General features: G+C 48.2%; 13 protein-coding genes. 11 read left to right on the top strand and 2 right to left on the bottom strand.

The window, feature by feature from the left end; translation table 11 throughout:
• Positions 1 to 6 precede the first annotated feature (6 nt).
• Positions 7 to 1,500 (bottom strand): RecQ family ATP-dependent DNA helicase, encoded by a 1,494-nt coding sequence (locus McpCs1_RS02635; protein WP_338095706.1) that lies wholly within the window; start codon positions 1,498 to 1,500, stop codon positions 7 to 9.
• Positions 1,501 to 1,767: 267 nt separating this feature from the next.
• Between McpCs1_RS02635 and McpCs1_RS02630 the strand changes: the two genes are divergently transcribed.
• Positions 1,768 to 2,142, top strand: a complete 375-nt coding sequence (locus tag McpCs1_RS02630; RefSeq protein WP_338095705.1) for a VOC family protein — start codon at positions 1,768 to 1,770, stop codon at positions 2,140 to 2,142.
• Positions 2,143 to 2,783: 641 nt separating this feature from the next.
• Here McpCs1_RS02630 and ilvC read toward each other — a convergent pair.
• Positions 2,784 to 3,770, bottom strand: coding sequence for a ketol-acid reductoisomerase (gene ilvC / locus McpCs1_RS02625; protein WP_338095704.1), 987 nt, complete (start codon positions 3,768 to 3,770; stop codon positions 2,784 to 2,786).
• Between the two features lie 129 nt (positions 3,771 to 3,899).
• Here ilvC and mptA point away from each other — a divergent pair, with 129 nt between their 5' ends.
• The 10 genes from mptA (at position 3,900) to McpCs1_RS02575 (ending at position 17,028) form a co-directional block, all read left to right on the top strand.
• Entirely contained in the window at positions 3,900 to 4,835 is a 936-nt protein-coding gene (gene mptA, locus McpCs1_RS02620) for a GTP cyclohydrolase MptA (RefSeq protein ID WP_338095703.1), read from the top strand.
• 397 nt (positions 4,836 to 5,232) lie between these two features.
• Positions 5,233 to 6,600 (top strand): coenzyme F420 hydrogenase subunit alpha, encoded by a 1,368-nt coding sequence (frhA, locus tag McpCs1_RS02615; protein WP_338095702.1) that lies wholly within the window; start codon positions 5,233 to 5,235, stop codon positions 6,598 to 6,600.
• Positions 6,601 to 6,608: 8 nt separating this feature from the next.
• Positions 6,609 to 7,091 (top strand): coenzyme F420-reducing hydrogenase, FrhD protein, encoded by a 483-nt coding sequence (gene frhD / locus McpCs1_RS02610; protein ID WP_338095701.1) that lies wholly within the window; start codon positions 6,609 to 6,611, stop codon positions 7,089 to 7,091.
• A 1-nt stretch (position 7,092) separates the two neighbouring features.
• Positions 7,093 to 8,058 carry a coenzyme F420 hydrogenase subunit gamma gene (frhG, locus tag McpCs1_RS02605; RefSeq protein WP_338095700.1) on the top strand — a complete coding sequence of 322 codons (966 nt, stop codon included), beginning with the start codon at positions 7,093 to 7,095 and terminating at the stop codon, positions 8,056 to 8,058.
• Between the two features lie 17 nt (positions 8,059 to 8,075).
• On the top strand, positions 8,076 to 8,948 hold the full coding sequence (gene frhB, locus McpCs1_RS02600; protein ID WP_338095699.1) for a coenzyme F420 hydrogenase subunit beta: 873 nt from the start codon (positions 8,076 to 8,078) through the stop codon (positions 8,946 to 8,948).
• A 169-nt stretch (positions 8,949 to 9,117) separates the two neighbouring features.
• On the top strand, positions 9,118 to 10,014 hold the full coding sequence (locus McpCs1_RS02595; protein ID WP_338095698.1) for a hypothetical protein: 897 nt from the start codon (positions 9,118 to 9,120) through the stop codon (positions 10,012 to 10,014).
• A gap of 187 nt (positions 10,015 to 10,201) precedes the next feature.
• Positions 10,202 to 11,671, top strand: coding sequence for a transporter substrate-binding domain-containing protein (locus McpCs1_RS02590; RefSeq protein ID WP_338095697.1), 1,470 nt, complete (start codon positions 10,202 to 10,204; stop codon positions 11,669 to 11,671).
• 22 nt (positions 11,672 to 11,693) lie between these two features.
• Positions 11,694 to 13,400 carry a cache domain-containing protein gene (locus McpCs1_RS02585; RefSeq protein ID WP_338095696.1) on the top strand — a complete coding sequence of 569 codons (1,707 nt, stop codon included), beginning with the start codon at positions 11,694 to 11,696 and terminating at the stop codon, positions 13,398 to 13,400.
• Between the two features lie 420 nt (positions 13,401 to 13,820).
• Complete coding sequence (locus McpCs1_RS02580) at positions 13,821 to 15,293, top strand: transporter substrate-binding domain-containing protein (RefSeq protein WP_338095695.1); 1,473 nt, start codon at positions 13,821 to 13,823, stop codon at positions 15,291 to 15,293.
• Positions 15,294 to 15,315: 22 nt separating this feature from the next.
• Positions 15,316 to 17,028, top strand: a complete 1,713-nt coding sequence (locus McpCs1_RS02575; protein WP_338095694.1) for a hypothetical protein — start codon at positions 15,316 to 15,318, stop codon at positions 17,026 to 17,028.
• Positions 17,029 to 17,401 lie beyond the last annotated feature (373 nt).

Below are 17,401 nucleotides of genomic sequence, written 5' to 3'. Positions count from 1 at the left end.
AAAAAATTACTTCTCCGCAACGCAGAGTTTCATCACTGACTTTCCCTTCAAAGAAAGTTTTTTGGCAGCAATAAGATCCTGCACAACACCCATCACCTCAGCCCGACCGTAATCCTTTGCCGCTCCATAGAATGAATGACTCGTAAGACCGGAACTTTTCGTGTGCGCCCGGTCAAGGCCGAGAAGAAACGAAACAAACGATGACATCGTCATCTGACCGCTGAGATCTTTTGCAGCATCAAACACGATCTTTGGAAGATCTCCTGACGGGGCCGCGACCTTTTTTGGTTTTGTATTAGACCGGTCACAGATATCACAGTTTCTGCATGGCGAAATATCCTCGCCAAAGTAGGAGAGGAGGAGCTTACGCCGGCATCCGGACGTCGTACAGTAGCTGTACATATCAGCAACTTTTCCCTTCGCAATCCGCAGCCTCTGCACATCAGTGAACTCGCGTTCCAGCATGGACGAGATCTTTGCCCGATCGCCTGCTGAGTAGTAGAGGATGCAGTCCGACGGCTTTCCGTCGCGGCCTGCCCGGCCTGTCTCCTGATAATAGGACTCAAGGTCTTTGGGGAGATGGGCATGGATGACGTATCTGACATCAGGTTTGTCAATTCCCATGCCGAACGCGACCGTTGCACAGATGACGCGAATCGTGTTGTTCAAAAATCCTTCCTGAATCCGGTTGCGTTCAGGAGTCGGCATGCCGGCATGGTAGGGGCTCGCAAGAATGCGGTGGCGTCTGAGACGCTCTGCGACCTCCTCACAGCTTGCCCGTGAGAAGCAGTAGATGATGCCGGAAACATTCGGATTGGCAACCACGTAGCTGACAATTTTCTGGATCCGCACCATGCCGGTCGGTTCCTCGTAGGCTTCGTATCTGAGATTTTTCCGGTTGAAGCTGCCGACGTACTCGCGGGAATTTTTCATGCCGAGTTCGCGGACGATGTCCTCGCGGACCCGTTCGGTTGCGGTCGCGGTGAGGGCGATGACGGGGACGTTTGGAAACTTTTCCCGCAGAACTTTGATCTCGCGGTACTCGGGCCTGAACTGATGACCCCACATTGAGATGCAGTGGGCTTCATCCACCGCAAAAAGTGCGACCCGACAGCGGGAGAGGACCTGAAAAAATGCAGGAGTGACGGCACGCTCGGGCGAGACATAGAGGATGCGAAGACTGCCGGATGAGATCTCCCGCTCGACACGGAGTTTTTCATCATAGGTCTGCATGCTGTTAAGCGTCCCGACGCGAACTCCCTGAGCCAGAAGAGCGTCCACCTGATCCTTCATGAGGGCGATCAAGGGCGATATTACGACGGTCATGCCGTCAAGCATCATGGCCGGAAGCTGGTAGCAGAGGGATTTTCCGCCGCCTGTTGCCATGACTGCAAGAACATCGCGGCCCGCGACCACATCGCTGATGATCTCTTCCTGATTGGGCCGAAACGTCTGGTGGTGAAAGAACGCTTCCAGAGTTTTTTGGATGTCCTGCGTCATGGGGTGTGTAGTTAGTTATCCGGCAAGGTGCATTATAAAATAGTGTGATTCGGCTACTGGTTATTCATCGCATCTCAGCCCACGGAAAAACGGAACATGCGAAAAAACATCACGAAATTCGAAAATAATGTATTTCCGTGATGTTCACGTCTGGTCCGTGATGTTTTTTCTGTGAAATTTCCGTGTACTCCATTTTTCCGTGGGCTGTTTATCAACGATAAGCCAAGGCCCCAGAGTAGATAACCGATCAGATACAACTGTTTTGGTATGAAGTTCACGATGATTCACAATAATATCAATGTGCTGAATCTGGAAAAGTCGATGAAGTTTTATGAGGAGGCCCTTGGCCTCACTGAAGTGAAACGCATTGCTCCTGAGTCCGGGGAGTTTATTATCGTGTATCTGGGAGACGGATCAGGATGCCACAAGCTGGAGCTGACCTGGCTGCGGGACCGCGACGAGCCCTACGATCTCGGTGACAATGAGTTTCATCTTGCGTTTGGTACTGACGATTACGAAGGCGCTCTTGCAAAACACCAGAAGATGGGTTGCGTTGAGTTTATCAATGAAGAGATGGGAATTTATTTCATCACTGACCCTGACGGCTACTGGCTTGAGGTTCTTCCCCCGGGAAGGGGATAAAAACGTGGAGGGCATGATTGCCCTCGTTATCTTTTGTAATTGGTAATACGGCGGTGCTGATGCATCTGACTCCAGTTGCATCTCTGGGGCACAGGGTTTGCAATCAAACCATGTTTATTGATCCGGGATTTCAAGCTGTACATCTCGGTAGGATGCGATCTGTTTTCTCGTTTCGTTGGTGTTCCAATCATAATTATTCCGTTTAACCTGTGGGTAAGACAGTGGTTGTGACATTTACTACACGTAACCGTGGAGAGTACGATAAAAATATGGAGAAGATCATAGATTCTGTCCGAAGGAGGGCCTCAGCGTATTCACTGAGGTGCGACTATAATATTCTCCAAATAGCGGACGGTTCAGAATCTATACCATTTCGATCAGTTGGTATTTCGGTGGTAAGAGGTAATAAATATTCTGGAGGTTGCGGCCTGTTCACTGTTTCGCTGCTCCGCCCACGGAAAAACGGAACACACTGAAATATCGCAGAAAACATCACGGAACAGACGTGAACACCACAGAATTCAAAAATATTCGAAAAAATAATTTCCGTGCTGTTCACGTCTGCTCCGTGATGTTTTTCTGTAAAATTCCGTGTGTTCAGTGTGTTCCGTGGGCGGAGCTGATCAGAACCAAACAAAAAATTATTTTCTCTTGGAGATTATCCTGCGAACCTCACCGCCAACTCTCTCCAGCTCACATTCTTTCTCGAGCCGCACGAGCGCGGTGTACTGCGGGCGGTTCACCTGATTTTCGAGAAGCCACTCGCGGGCAAAGGTGCCTGACCGGATCTCTGCGAGGATCTCCTTCATCGCGGTTTTTGCCTCGGGTCCTATTACACGTGGGCCGCGGGTCAGACCGCCGTACCCGGCAGTCTTCGACACCGAATCATGCATCATCGTAAACCCTCCCTCAGACAGCAGACCGGCAATAAGTTTCAGTGAATGCATGCATTCATAGTAGGCAATCTCTGGTTCGTAGCCTGCCTCGACCAGGGTATCGTAGGCGGCCTTCATCAGATTCACCACGCCTCCGCAGATGACCGCCTGCTCTCCGAAGAGATCGGTCTCGGTCTCTTCAGCACAACTGGACTCCATAATAACAGAGCGGGCCGAGCCGATACCTTTCGCAAATGCGAGGGCAGTCTCTTTCGCATTCCCTGTCACATCCTGATGAACCGCGATAATGGAAGGAACACCCGAATCCGCAAGATACAACTCGCGGACCTGCGGGCCCACACCTTTTGGTGCGACCATCACAACATCCAGATTCGGCGGAGGAATTATCTGGCCGTAGTGGAGAGTGAAGCCATGGGCAAACACAATCGCCTGACCATCATGTGTCCAGGGAAGAATCTCGCGGCGGAATATCTCCGCAGCCGACTCGTCAGGGACCAGCATCGCAACAACATCCGCCGCCTTCACCGCATCGCACACCGGCATCACAGTAAAACCATCCAGACTTGCCGCTTCAAAACTTTTTCCGGGCCTAACCCCCACAATAACAGCAAGACCGCTGTCACGAAGATTCTGGGCCTGGGCGCGTCCCTGAGAACCGTATCCAATCACCGCCACCGTTTTTTCGGCGATTACCGCCCAATCAACGTCGGCGTCATAGTATTTTTTCAGCATACGCGTCAGTGATAACATAGGTCAGGACACGTATAAATTATATACCCTCGTGGCTATACAGATAGATGCACGTTAACCTGCCAGTTCCTGTTGTGAATATTTTGGCGGAGTAACGAAGGATACAGTATAATGTCATTACCAGATGTGCAGTCCACTGCTCCTGACGTACGAATCAGCCTGACCCGTGTCGGTGTGAAAAACGTCAAGAAGCTCGTTGTTGTTGGACGCCCAGGCAAAGCACGCCCGGCAATATTCATCTCCGACTTCGACGTCTTTGTCGATCTCCCAAGCAGCCTGAAAGGCGCAAACCTTTCCCGCAACTTTGAGGTCATCGACGAGGTACTGCAGCAGGCAACCTCCGGCGATGTCCGTGGTATTGAAGATGTGTGTGGAATTGTTTCGCGAAAACTTCTCGACCATCATGAGTATGCAGACAGAACCGAAGTGTTCATGCGCAGCTTCTACATGATCAACCGCGACACCCCGGTCTCCAAGACTTCGTGTCAGGAGGTCGTGAACGTTTACGCTCATGCGATCGCCCAGAGAACCGAAGGCAAACCAATCGTCCGCAAGAGTGTAGGTGCAGAGGTTACCGGTATTACCGCATGCCCGTGTGCACAAAACATCATGAAGGATCATGCAATGCGAGTGATGCAGGACCTGCAGATCACTGACGATAAAATTGATGCATTCTTCCAGGAAGTTCCGATGGCGAGCCACAACCAGCGCGGACGCGGATTCCTCTGTGTGGAGACAGATGATGACATCGTTGTTCCGCTTGAGTCGATCGTGAACGTTCTCAAAGAGTCCATGAGTGCAAAGATCTATGAACTCCTCAAGCGCGGGGATGAAAGTTATGTTGTCATGGCAGCTCACAAGAATGCACGGTTTGTGGAGGACTGTGTGCGTGAGATGGCCCGTCAGGTAGTGACGACATTCGTCAATCTCCCAGGCGACACCCACATCACCATCCGCCAGACGAACGAGGAAAGCATTCACCAGCATGATGCATACGCAGAGCGCAAGGCGACTCTTGCCGAACTGCGTGAAGAGCTGAACATATAACACTCCCAACCTACTTTTTTTAGAAATTACTTTTGTTTAATACAAATTTTGTCGGCATTTTCCCGGAGCGCATAAGAAAGAGCCGGATACGGAGAAATCAGATGCCACAAAATTCGAAGAAAATCGGAAAAATCCGGATCATTTTCCACAAAGTACTATTCACAACATATTTAGTAACACCTTTGGCGAAGTTGTAATGTGTGACGTATGAATCATCAAATAATATCAGAAAATTCGGGGAAATCTCTGTCCACGGAAAGAGGAAATCTTTAATAAATCCTATGAAAGAAAATTAAGATAGCGTACTTCGGTACGTGTCATTAACCCAAAAGGACAATGGTAATTTTCCTGTATAGCTGATCGAACAACCTAAAATATTTAGGATGAGGCGATAACATTGTCGAAAGTAGTAGAAATTTCCCCGACCACCAGACATGAGGGTCACTCCAAGCTCGTTTTGAAAGTAAACGATGAAGGAATCATTGAGCGCGGAGACTGGCTTTCCATCACACCGGTTCGTGGAGTAGAAAAGCTTGCCATCGGTAAGACCTATGAGCAGGTTCCCAAGATCGCATCCCGTGTGTGTGGTATCTGTCCGATTGCCCACACCCTTGCCGCAACAGAGGCAATGGAAGCATCGATGGGTGTAGAGATCCCAGACGACGCATATCTTCTGCGTATTATTCTCCAGTGTGCAAACAGACTGCACTCCCACGCACTGCATGACATTCTTGCACTGCCGGATATGTACCTGCCAGGCACTGACTCGAAGATCAACCCATTCTCTCCCGAGGAGCCGGTCAGATCCGTTGCAAAACGTATCCAGACTCTGCGTATGATCGGTCAGACCATTGGTGAGATCGTAGGCGGAGAAGCAGTACACCCGTCCAACACCCGTGTTGGTGGTATGTACAAAAATATCACTCCACGCGCGAGAACCAAGATCTACGATCTTGCAAAGCAGGCACTTCCGCTTGCACGTGCACAGATGGAGTTCATGATTGCAGTCTTCGAGAACTATGGCAAACGCGACTGGGCAGAGATGTGCGGCCGCGAAGTCACTATTCCGAAGACCCTTGGTTTCCACGACCAGGGCTACATGGCAACCGACCCATGCTACGGAAGCTCTTCTCTTGACGAGCACCCGACCTGGGACCCGGCACGCTGGCTCGAAGTCAGACCCTGGGACTGGTACATGGGCGAAGAGGAAATTACCCTCGAAGACCCGGCATACCCGGTTGGCGGAACCACCAAAGCAGGCGGAAAAGCTTGGCCACAGATGCAGGCATGCACTGGTGTCCCACTTTACGACGGTCAGCCCGTCGAAGTCGGACCACGTGCACGTCTTGCAACGTACAGAAACTACGACCGCAAGGGAGCCATTGGACTCAACATTGCACGTGAAATGGAATACATGGACTCCGTCTACAAGATGATTGAGGCAGCAGATGCCATCAACACCTCCGGCAGTGTCGTCGCAGACGTCATTCCGCAGGGCGACGGATCCATCGGATGGGCAGCAAACGAAGCACCACGCGGCACAGACGTTCACCTCGCAAAGGTACGCAACGGCAAAGTCGAGTGGTTCTCTATGCTCGTTCCGACCACCTGGAACTTCCCGACCTGCAGCCGTGCACTTACCGGCGCACCATGGGAACTTGCAGAAGTCATTGTCCGTGCATATGACCCCTGTGTATCCTGTGCAACTCACATGATTGTACTGGATGAAGACAACCGGCTTGTGGCACAGAAGCTCCTTGAGTGAGTATATACATGGATGGACTGTTTCCAGAAGTAATAATCGCCGGTGTCGGTAACGAACTCTTCGGCGACGACGGATTTGGTCCCGCAGTAATCAGAGCACTTTCCGAACATGAACTTCCCGACAATGTAAAAGCTATGGATGTGGGCCTTGGCGGCCCTCACCTTGTTTTTTCCATGATCGATCCGGAAGAGACGAAGAAACTGATCATTGTGGACTGCATGGATTTTGGGGGAAAACCCGGAAACCTGACAAAGATCCCCGTTGACCTTCTGCCAGAGGGCAGGGAAGAGCGTTACATGGATGCCCATTCCGGAAATCTGCTGGATCCTATCGGCAGACTGAAAGGAAAAATGGATATTATTATTCTCGGATGCCAGCCCGCGTATATACCAGCTCCGGACAGCGAAGAGTTCGCTCTTGAGCTGACTCCGGAAGTACAAGGGGCCATTCCCAAAACTGTTAGTATCATCTTGAAAGAAGTAGGAAGCTAAAATGGGATTATTCGATAAATTCAAAAGCTTACTGTTCGGAAAAGGCGATGTCAGCGAGGGAACGCAGGACGAAAAGCCTGTTGCCAGTAAACAGGATGAACCTGTGTCAGCAATGCACAAATCGCCTGTTAACGAGGCAAAGCCGGCTGACATGAAGGTCGAACAAAAGCCAATTATTCAAAAACCAAAGGAGGAGAAGCCAGTGGCTGACAAGATTACTGTAGGACACGTACACATGAGCGGATGTACCGGATGTCTCGTGTCCCTTGCAGATAACTACGAAGGATTACTTACTATCCTTGACAAATACGCTGACCTCGTCTACTGCCTGACGCTCGCCGATGTGCGCCACATCCCGAAGATGGATGTCGCACTGGTCGAGGGTTCCGTCTGTTTAAATGACGAGTGCTCAATGGAAGAAATTCTGGAAACCCGTGAGAACGCAACAATCGTTGTGGCTCTTGGAGGATGCGCCTGCTATGGAAACACCACACGCTTCTGCCGTGGTGGCCAGCAGAACCAGCCCCAGCACGAGGCTTTCCTGCCGATCGGCGATCTGATCAAGGTCGATGTCTACATCCCAGCATGTGCACCGACCCCGCAGCAGATCCGTAACGTGTGCTTAATGGCATACTTACTGCTGAAAGGCAACGACGAACAGAAGGCACTTGCAACTGCATACCTTACCCCGCTGATGAACCTTGCAGCAGCAGGAACCGAGGCATGCGGATGCGACCTGATGACCGAAGTCATCAATCAGGGCCTCTGCTGCGGATGCGGCAGCTGTGCAGCAGCATGTACTGTTCGTGCAGTTACCATGCAGTACGGCAAGCCGCAGGTCGAGCGCGATCTGTGTATCAAATGCGGCGCATGCTATGCACAGTGCCCGAGAAGCTTCTTCAGCTTCGACGTCTGTGGACAGTATGAATCGATTACGAACCTCATTACAGAGGTCATGAAACCATAAGGTCGGAGGCGAAAAAAATGGAATATCTTGGACAATACAAGGCAGTCTACAAAGCCAAAGCCGGCTGTGAAGACATTCTCGCAAAGTCCCAGGACGGAGGAATCGTCACCGCAATGTTTGCCTACGCACTTGAGACAGGCATTATTGACGGAGCAATCGTCGCTGGACCAGGAGACGAGGCATACAAGCCAGAGCCGATGATCGCCACCACCGTTGACGAGCTTCTCGCAGCACGTGGAACGAAATACTCGATCTCTCCGAACATGGCCCTGATCAAGGAAGCAACCCGCAGCTACGGTCTTGATAAGATCGGTATTGTTGGTACTCCCTGTCAGATTCAGGCACTTCGTAAGGCACAGCTCTATCCGATCGGAATGCGCGACGTTCCAGACAAGATTGCACTGGCAATGGGTATTTTCTGTATGGAGAACTTCCCGTACCAGGGTCTCTTCCAGATGGTTGAAGACCACTGTGCAACCAAGATCGACAACGTCACCAAGATGGACATCGGAAAGGGCAAGTTCAGTGTTTACACCGAGCGCGGTGTGAACTCTCAGATCCCGCTGAAAGTTACCCACAAGTACGAGCAGCCGGGATGCCACGTATGTCTTGACTACGTTGCAAACATGGCAGATATCTCTACCGGATCCGTCGGAACTCCAGACGGATGGTCTACCGTCTTCGTCCGCTCCGCAGCAGGAGAGGCAGCCTTCAACAAGGCAGTCGAAGCAGGATGGATCGTTGCAGAGTCTATGGACGGCGTCAAGCCAGGACTTGAACTCGTCACCAAACTCGCAACCGAGAAGATCGACAAAAACAAGAGCTACATCGAGCACCGCAATCACGCGGAGCACGCTGCACTCAAACCACTGCGCAACCCATACATCTAACCGTGTCCCAAGGGTTGTACATGTACCCACCCCTCTCGGGTACAACCTATTTTTGAAAATTGTTTTCACGAGTTTTCTGCATAGTCAAGCATTTCATCTTAATTCATGAGAGCCATCCACGATTCGCACAACCGATGATGTTTTTGTGCTCTCTCGCCAATGAGTATGTATGACTGAGGAGAAGGATCGTCCGACAGATACCGTACCGGCAGAAAAAAATCCTCCAAAAAAGCGGAGGGTTACAAAGAAGAAGGCGGAAACAGAAGCGATCCCTCTTCCCTCAGAAACCCCTGCCGCAACAGAAAAAAAAGATATCATCCAGCTTGAAGCAGTCGAAGCTCCGGCAGCAGCAGAAAAATCTGAAGAAAATGGCGAGATGGAGCGTCCGCACAAACCGGTTCCCGCACAGTTTCTCGCTGACCTTGCACAGTTTGCTGACATTCTGGAAAAAACGCCGACCGTTCTTGATCCGATCCGGGAAGTGTTCGAGTACCATCTCGTGGACCCGATTGACCGCAAGACATTCCCGAGAATCGTGAATGCAATGTCGATGCTGCTCGGGCCGTCCGCAACCATGGTAGTGATGACCGCATGCCATGTAAACGCCGCGGCATTTTTTGAGGATCTGCTGTATGCAATCAAGGACGAAAAGAGCCGGAGTGCTGCATGGGTAATCCAGCATCTGACAGCCCTCTACGGCAACCGCGTCCAGCAGGCATACACGCTTTCGGCAGGAACGATGGACGAAGACTGGCACACGGTGGATGTCAACACCTACAAACGGGAAGGAGAAAATCCGTACTGGACGGTCGACATGATCGTCATGCTCTACTCAGGCCAGGAAAGCAGAGTCAAAATGACACCCGACTCGGTCTTTCAGCTGGTGGAGATTCTTGCAGCAGAGATCGGACGAAACATTCCAATCGAGAACGTGGACCCAAACCTCGTGAAAAAATGCGAAGAGAATCTCAAAACATTTTACGAAAAATTCTATGGAAAAAAATCTGCAGGGAATTCCGATGACGAAGCAGCCGATGAAGATGATCATCCGGCAGGCTACGCATAACTTTTCATACCAAAATGAAAAATATTTTTTTGAAAAAAAACTCGAGTGAAAATTTTATCATCGAAAATAAAAATATAATTTTTCAGCGGTGAAAAAAAATAGTCATAGTTTTTGGGTCTAAAATCACGCAAAGACAATATATATTGAAGTCCTATAATACTGTACATATCAACCTGGTGGTTATGGCGTGAAAAAAACTTCCCTTCCAATACTCATAGTGGTGCTCCTGCTTCTCGGTGCATCAGTTGCTGCAGCTGGATGTATACAAGAAAAACCGACCTACATCGTAGGTGTCAGTCCATCATTTTCCCCATTTTCCATGCAGATACCTGGGACCGAGCAGGCGTATGGAATTGACATCGACATTCTCAACGCGATCGCTGAAGATCAGGACGTCAAATTCGTCTATGAATTCTGGGGACATGCAGTCCTTCAATCAAAACTCGATAACGGAGAAATTGATCTGATAACTGCCTGGGTCAGAACACCGGAACGCATGGAAAAATATCTGCTCTCAGATCCGTACATCGCCGCCGGATATACAGTTGTTGTCAGAAAAGATTCCAATTTCACTGTGGATGATGTTCTCGCGGGAAACGCCATTATCGCCTTTGAGAAAGGAAGCGTCTACGAAAACTGGCTCGAAGAACACTTCGGCACGGAAACATTCAACAAAATGATCGATGAGAAAAAGATCATCGCCAAATACACACAGGACGCCACCCTCTACGCAGTTCTCACCAAAGAAGCAGATGCAGTTATTGGTGCAGACTATGTTCTTGGAGAAAAACTTCAGGAATACTCACCACTCACCTCCCTTGGATACATCACCGACAAAAAGGAAGTAGGATTTGTCGCAAACAAATCAAACGAAGAACTGATCGCAAAAATTAATGCTGGTCTCGCAAACGTTGTCGGATCTGAACCATACAACAAAATTATGCAGAAACATCGTGTGACCCAGCTGAAGGACGAGTATGTGGTCGGCATCTCAACAGAGAACTGGCCGTTCACCTATCTTGACGAAGATGGAAACCTGACCGGATTTGATGTGGAATCGCTTGAGTGGATTGCAGAAAGAAATGGATTTACCGTGACCTACGTCGATATCCCATGGTCAAAGAATATCAACGCGGTTGCCACCGGTAAAGTTGATATGTGGTACTCAGGGATGGTCAACACCAACGAACGATCCGCCAAAGTTACCTTCTCAACACCATACTGCACCGCAGGAGTGGGAATCGGCTCTGCGAAAAATCATCCGATCACCAAGGACAAATTTGAGTCAGGCACAGCTGTCACCGGTTTTATTACGAATACCATAGTCGGAGACTGGCTTGCAGACCAGTATGATCAGAAACAGTACTTGGAGATGGTGAAAACCGGAATGATCAAAGAGTATGCATCCTACAATGATCTCCTTGCCGCATGTCTCTCAGGAGAAGTTGAGTGCATCGTAGTGAATGAACCGCTGCTTAGGGTAATGGAGAATCAAACTGACATCAGAATTGTTTCTACCTATGATACGAAAAACAGATGCGCTGTCGCAATGCAGAATGGCAACATTCCCCTGCATGACGTCATCAACAGAGGTCTCGCTGACCTAGAAACATCAGGAAAGCGTGCGGAACTGATGGGAAAATATCATCTGAGCTAAACCCGAAGGAGGAGGATTCATTATGAGAATTGAACATGCCCACAAGTTGCTTCTGCTAGTACTGATTGGATGTGTAATTGCGGCACTATCTGCAGGCTGCGTAACCACAGAAGAACAGATCACCTACACCGAAGTTCCTCTGGACAGCCAAACAGAAAAGGCACTTGCTGAGATCGCTGGCGGTCTCAGAGCCATGGATATTTCATCCCTTCTTGACCTGTACTATCTTTCTGATCAGATAGGCAGAACGGGAACAGAACAGGGTGTACATGATATTATCAACGATTATTATGCGAAAAACACGTATCTCAACGGAATCGTCTACTACGACAATGCTACCGGAGGCAGCATTGAATCGCCCATTTACTCACCAGGAAAAATATCTGATGTAATTTCTGTGCCAACCGAGGAGGACTTCATCTCAGCCGGTGGAGCGATCGGTCTCGGTCCGGTCTACATTCCTGATCTCGGCATGGTGGCACTGCTTTATGCACCGGTCTTCACTCCTGAGGGTGAGTACAAGGGATGTCTGCTTTTCATCTCCGAAGTCTATCTTCTCCTGCAGGAGGGCGAACGTCTCGCTGGTAATGACGTCGCTTACGGAAATTATACCATCCTCCTCGCCACCCATGACGAAATTGTCGACTATGCAACACAGCAGGAGTATATTGGAACCAAACTGGAAAAGGGAGTTCCAAATAAGATCAGAGACAGTATAATTATTTTCCAGGAGAATGTAACCGGTGCGTATCAGTATGCAGGAGACAACACCTCAATTACCACTGCATGGGAGAGGGTGTTCGTTCACAAAAATGAGTACACCATTTTCCTCACCAAAAAAGATAATGCCCCTGCAGTAAGTTATGAGGATCAGTTTACCCCGGTACCAGATGAGATGCGCGACGACGTGACTGCGGCATGGAGATATGCACTGACAAGCGGACAAGATAATGCGATGGAACGCATCAACGGGGGCTTCTACTCCTATGAAGTGTATGCCGTAAGTACGAACGGAACAATGATTGCCGCACCTCCTGATAAAAAGGAAACTATTGGTCTGAACTACATCAACGGACGCGGACAATACGGTATACCTTATATGAGGCAGATGATCACAACTGCACAACAAGGCGGAGGATACGTAACCTACTTCGATCCTTCGGATAATACTCAGATAGCTGAGGCAGGACTCTTTACGATCGCCTATGTGATGCCGGTAAATGATGACTGGTTCATTCTGGGGATAAGTCCTGGATCAACAAATTATACGAAGACCAATAAAAATCTCAGAGGAGATATTGTGGCTGTTGCCAGGGGGATGGTCGGATACGCCCATGACAAAGGTGTCGAGAGTACCATCCAAACAATTGTGGACAATCCCGGCGGAAACGGAACACTGTTTGCGAAGGATATATCCACTGATGTAAATAATTTGGTGATCTTCGATTACAATGGAACAGTACATGCCAACATACAGGTTCCGGAGATGAACGGAGACAATGCCATGTACTATACTGATGTGTTCGGGGCATCAGTCGTCCGTAAATCCGTGATAACTGCGAAATCTGGTGGTGGAATTACCTATGATTATCAGTGGAATGAGGACATGCCAGGTTACGCGGATCTCTGGCTGTACTCGATTGAACCTATCGATGACACCTACTTCGCGTTAGCTGGGGCAAAGGTTATCACAACAGAAAATTATGTGAAGACCGGGCTCCGGAACTAATCCGGCAATTTTTTTTGAAACGATCGTGATAAAATATTTTATGATTTCCAGATAACATTTCTATCTTGAATCGTATCTTTAAGGCGTCAGCACTCGCAAAATTGAATCCGTCTCAAAATCTTTGACATTGATGATTTATCTGCCTCAAGTGTCCCGCGGAAACGCAAAGGAACTGAATCATAGATGCCGTGATTCAATGAAGAGTGGATCACAGAAAATTAGGTGTTTGAGCATCAAGGAAAAAACCAATCAGCAGAAATTTTACAGAAAAGTCGGTATACTACCGAACATCATCAAAAATAAAAATATAATTTTTTAGCGGTGAAAAAAAACAGTCATAATTTTTGGGTCTAAAACCACACAAAGACAATATGTATTGACGTCCTATAATACTATACATATCAACCGGGTGATTATGGCGTGAAAAAAACTTCCCTTCCAATACTCATAGTGGTGCTCCTGCTTCTCGGTGCATCAATTACTGCAGCCGGATGTATACAGGAAAAACCGACCTACATCGTAGGTGTCAGTCCATCATTTTCCCCATTTTCCATGCAGATACCTGGGACCGAGGAGGCGTATGGAATTGACATCGACGTTCTCAACGCGATCGCTGAAGATCAGGACATCAAATTCGTCTATGAATTCTGGGGACATGCAGTCCTTCAATCAAAACTCGATAACGGAGAAATTGATCTGATAACTGCCTGGGTCAGAACACCGGAACGCATGGAAAAATATCTGCTCTCAGATCCGTACATCGCCGCCGGATATACAGTTGTTGTCAGAAAAGATTCCAACCTCACTGTGGATGATGTTCTCGCAGGAAACGCCATTATCGCCTTTGAGAAAGGAAGCGTCTACGAAAACTGGCTCGAAGGACACTTCGGCACGGAGACATTCAACAGAATGATCGATGAGAAAAAGATCATCGCCAAATACACACAGGACGCCACCCTCTACGCAGTTCTCACCAAAGAAGCAGATGCAGTTATTGGTGCAGACTATGTTCTTGGAGAAAAACTTCAGGAATACTCACCACTCACCTCCCTTGGATACATCACCGACAAAAAGGAAGTAGGATTTGTCGCAAACAAATCAAACGAAGAGCTGATCGCAAAAATTAATGCTGGTCTCACAAACGTTGTCGGATCTGAAACCTACGACAAAATTCTGCAAAAACATCACGTGGCCCAGCTGAAGGACGAGTATGTGGTCGGCATCTCAACAGAGAACTGGCCGTTCACCTATCTTGACGAAGATGGAAACCTGACCGGAATTGATATGGAGGTACTTGAGTGGATTGCAGAAAGAAATGGATTTGCGGTGAAGTATATCGATATCCCATGGTCGAAAAATATCAACGCGGTTGCCACCGGCAAAATTGACATGTGGTACTCAGGGATGGTTATCACTGATGAACGATCCGCCAAAGTTACCTTCTCAACACCATACTACACCGCAGGAATGGGAATCGGATCTGCAAAAGATCATCCGATCACCAAGGACAAATTTGAGTCAGGCACAGCTGTCATTGGTATTATTACAGATACCATACCCGAAAAATGGCTTTCAGAACTGTTTGGTAAAGACAGGTACGAGAAAATGGTCAAAGATGGAATGATCAAAAAGTATGCATCCTACAGCGATCTTCTTGACGCATGCCTCGCAGGAGAAGTTGACTGCATCGCAATAGATGAAGCAAAGCTTGTGATAACGGTGAATCAGACAGACATCCAGGTAGTCTCCATGTATGAAACAAGGGAAAACAGTTACGCTGTCGCAATGCAGAACGGAAACATTCCCCTGCATGACGTCATCAACAGAGGTATCGCTGACTTGGAGACATCAGGAAAGCGTGCGGAACTGATGGAAAAATATCATCTGAGTTAAACCCGAGGGAGGTGGATTCATTATGAGGATTGGACATACCCACAAACTGCTTCTGCTAGTACTGATTGGATGTGTAATTGCAGTACTATCTGCAGGCTGCGTAACCATAGAAGAACAGATCACCTACATCGAAGGTCCTCTGGACAGTCAAACCGAAGAGGCACTTGCTGAGTTCACCGAAGATATCAGAACCATGTATACCACCTGCGTTATTGACATGTACTATCTTGGTGATCAGATCGGTAAAGCGGAAACAGAAAAAGATGTGCAGCGAATCATCAACGATTATTATGCAGAAAAGATCTGGATAAACAGAATTGTCTACTACGACAATGCTACCGGAAACACTGTTGAAACACCCATTTACTCACCGGGAAAAATATCTGATACAGTTCCTGTGCCAACCGAGGAGGACTTCATTTCAGCCGGCGGAGCTGTCACTATCGGCCCGATCTACATCCCTAATCTCGGAATGATGGAGCTGCTTTATGCACCGGTCTTCAGTCCCACGGGCGAGTACAAGGGATGTCTGCTCTTCGCAACAGAAGCTTTTCTCCTCCTGCAGGAGGGCGAACGTCTCGCAAATAATGGTGTCACTTACGGAAATTATGCCATCCTCCTCGCCAACCGTGAGGGAGTTATCACCTATGCAACACAGCAGGAGTATATTGGAACCAAACTGGAAAAGGGAGTTCCAAATAAGATCAGAAACAGCATAATTATTCTTCAGGATGATCTAACCGGCGCATATCAGTATGTAGGAAAAAACAACACCTCAATTACCACAGCATGGGAGAAGGTGCTCGTTCACCAAAATGAGTACACCATTTTCCTCACCAAAGATGATAATGCCGCACCGGTAAACTATGGAGATCAGTTTACCCCGCAACCGGATCAGATGCGTGACGATGTGACGGCAATATGGAGATATGCATTTACCAGTGGATCAGAACCTGCGATGGAGCGTATCAACGGAGGATTCTATTTCTATGAAGTGTATGCGGTAAGTACTAACGGAACGATTCTTGCCGCACCTCCTGATAAAAAGGACACTATTGGCCTGAACTACATCAACGGACGCGGACGGTACGGTATATCCTATATGAAACAGATGATCACAACCGCACAGCAGGGTGGAGGATACATAGCCTACTTCGATCCTTCGGATGATACCCAGCTGTCTGAGGCAGGACTCTTTACGATCTCCTATGTGATGCCGGTAAATGATGACTGGTTCATTATGGGTATAAGTCCTGGGGCAACAAATTATACGGAGATCAATAACAATGCCAGAGGGGATGTTGCAACTGTTGTCCGGGCAATTCTCGGATATGCCCATGACAAAGGGGTCGACTGTGCCATCAAAAAAATAGTGGACAATCCGGGAGCAAACGGAACAGTGTTTACCGAGGATATATCCACAAATGTAAATAATATAGTGATCTTCGATTACAATGGAACAGTACATGCCAACATGCAGGTTCCGGAGATGAATGGAGACAACGCCATGTACTATACCGATCTGTTCGGATCATCGGTGGTCCGCAAATCTGTGATAATTGCAAAATCCGGCGGTGGAATTGCCTATGACTATCAGTGGGATGATGGGGGCATTCCCAACTACGCGGATCTGTGGCTGTACTCAATTGAGCCTATCGATGACACCTACTTCGTGATGGCCGGGACAACAGTTATCACGACGGAAAATTATGTGAAAGCCGGGCTCCGGAAGTAACCAGCAATCTTTTTTTTCATGTTTCATGATGATGCCATGAACATATTTTATGAATTTTTTTTGAAAAAAAATCGTGATGAAATATTTTTTATGGTTTCCAGATAGCATCTCTATCTTGAATCATATCTAAGGGGTTAACACCTGCAAAATAAAATCCGTCAAGAAATTCTTGACGTTGATGAGTTATCTGCCTCAAATGTCTCACGGAAACGCAAACGAGTTGGATCATAAATGCCGAGATTAAAAGAAGAGTGAGGAAAGTTGGAGAGACGCCAAGTGACGAATCATTTATGCGATTGGCAGGGACGGTATTGCTCAATATAAATGAAAAACGGAACACAGATATTTTACAGAAAAGTCGGCACACAACCGA

The sequence above is a fragment of the Methanorbis rubei genome (assembly GCF_032714495.1).
Classification (GTDB): domain Archaea; phylum Halobacteriota; class Methanomicrobia; order Methanomicrobiales; family Methanocorpusculaceae; genus Methanocorpusculum; species Methanocorpusculum rubei.
Note: the sequence above shows the minus strand (reverse complement) of the source record. Positions and strands in the feature narration are given on the sequence as shown.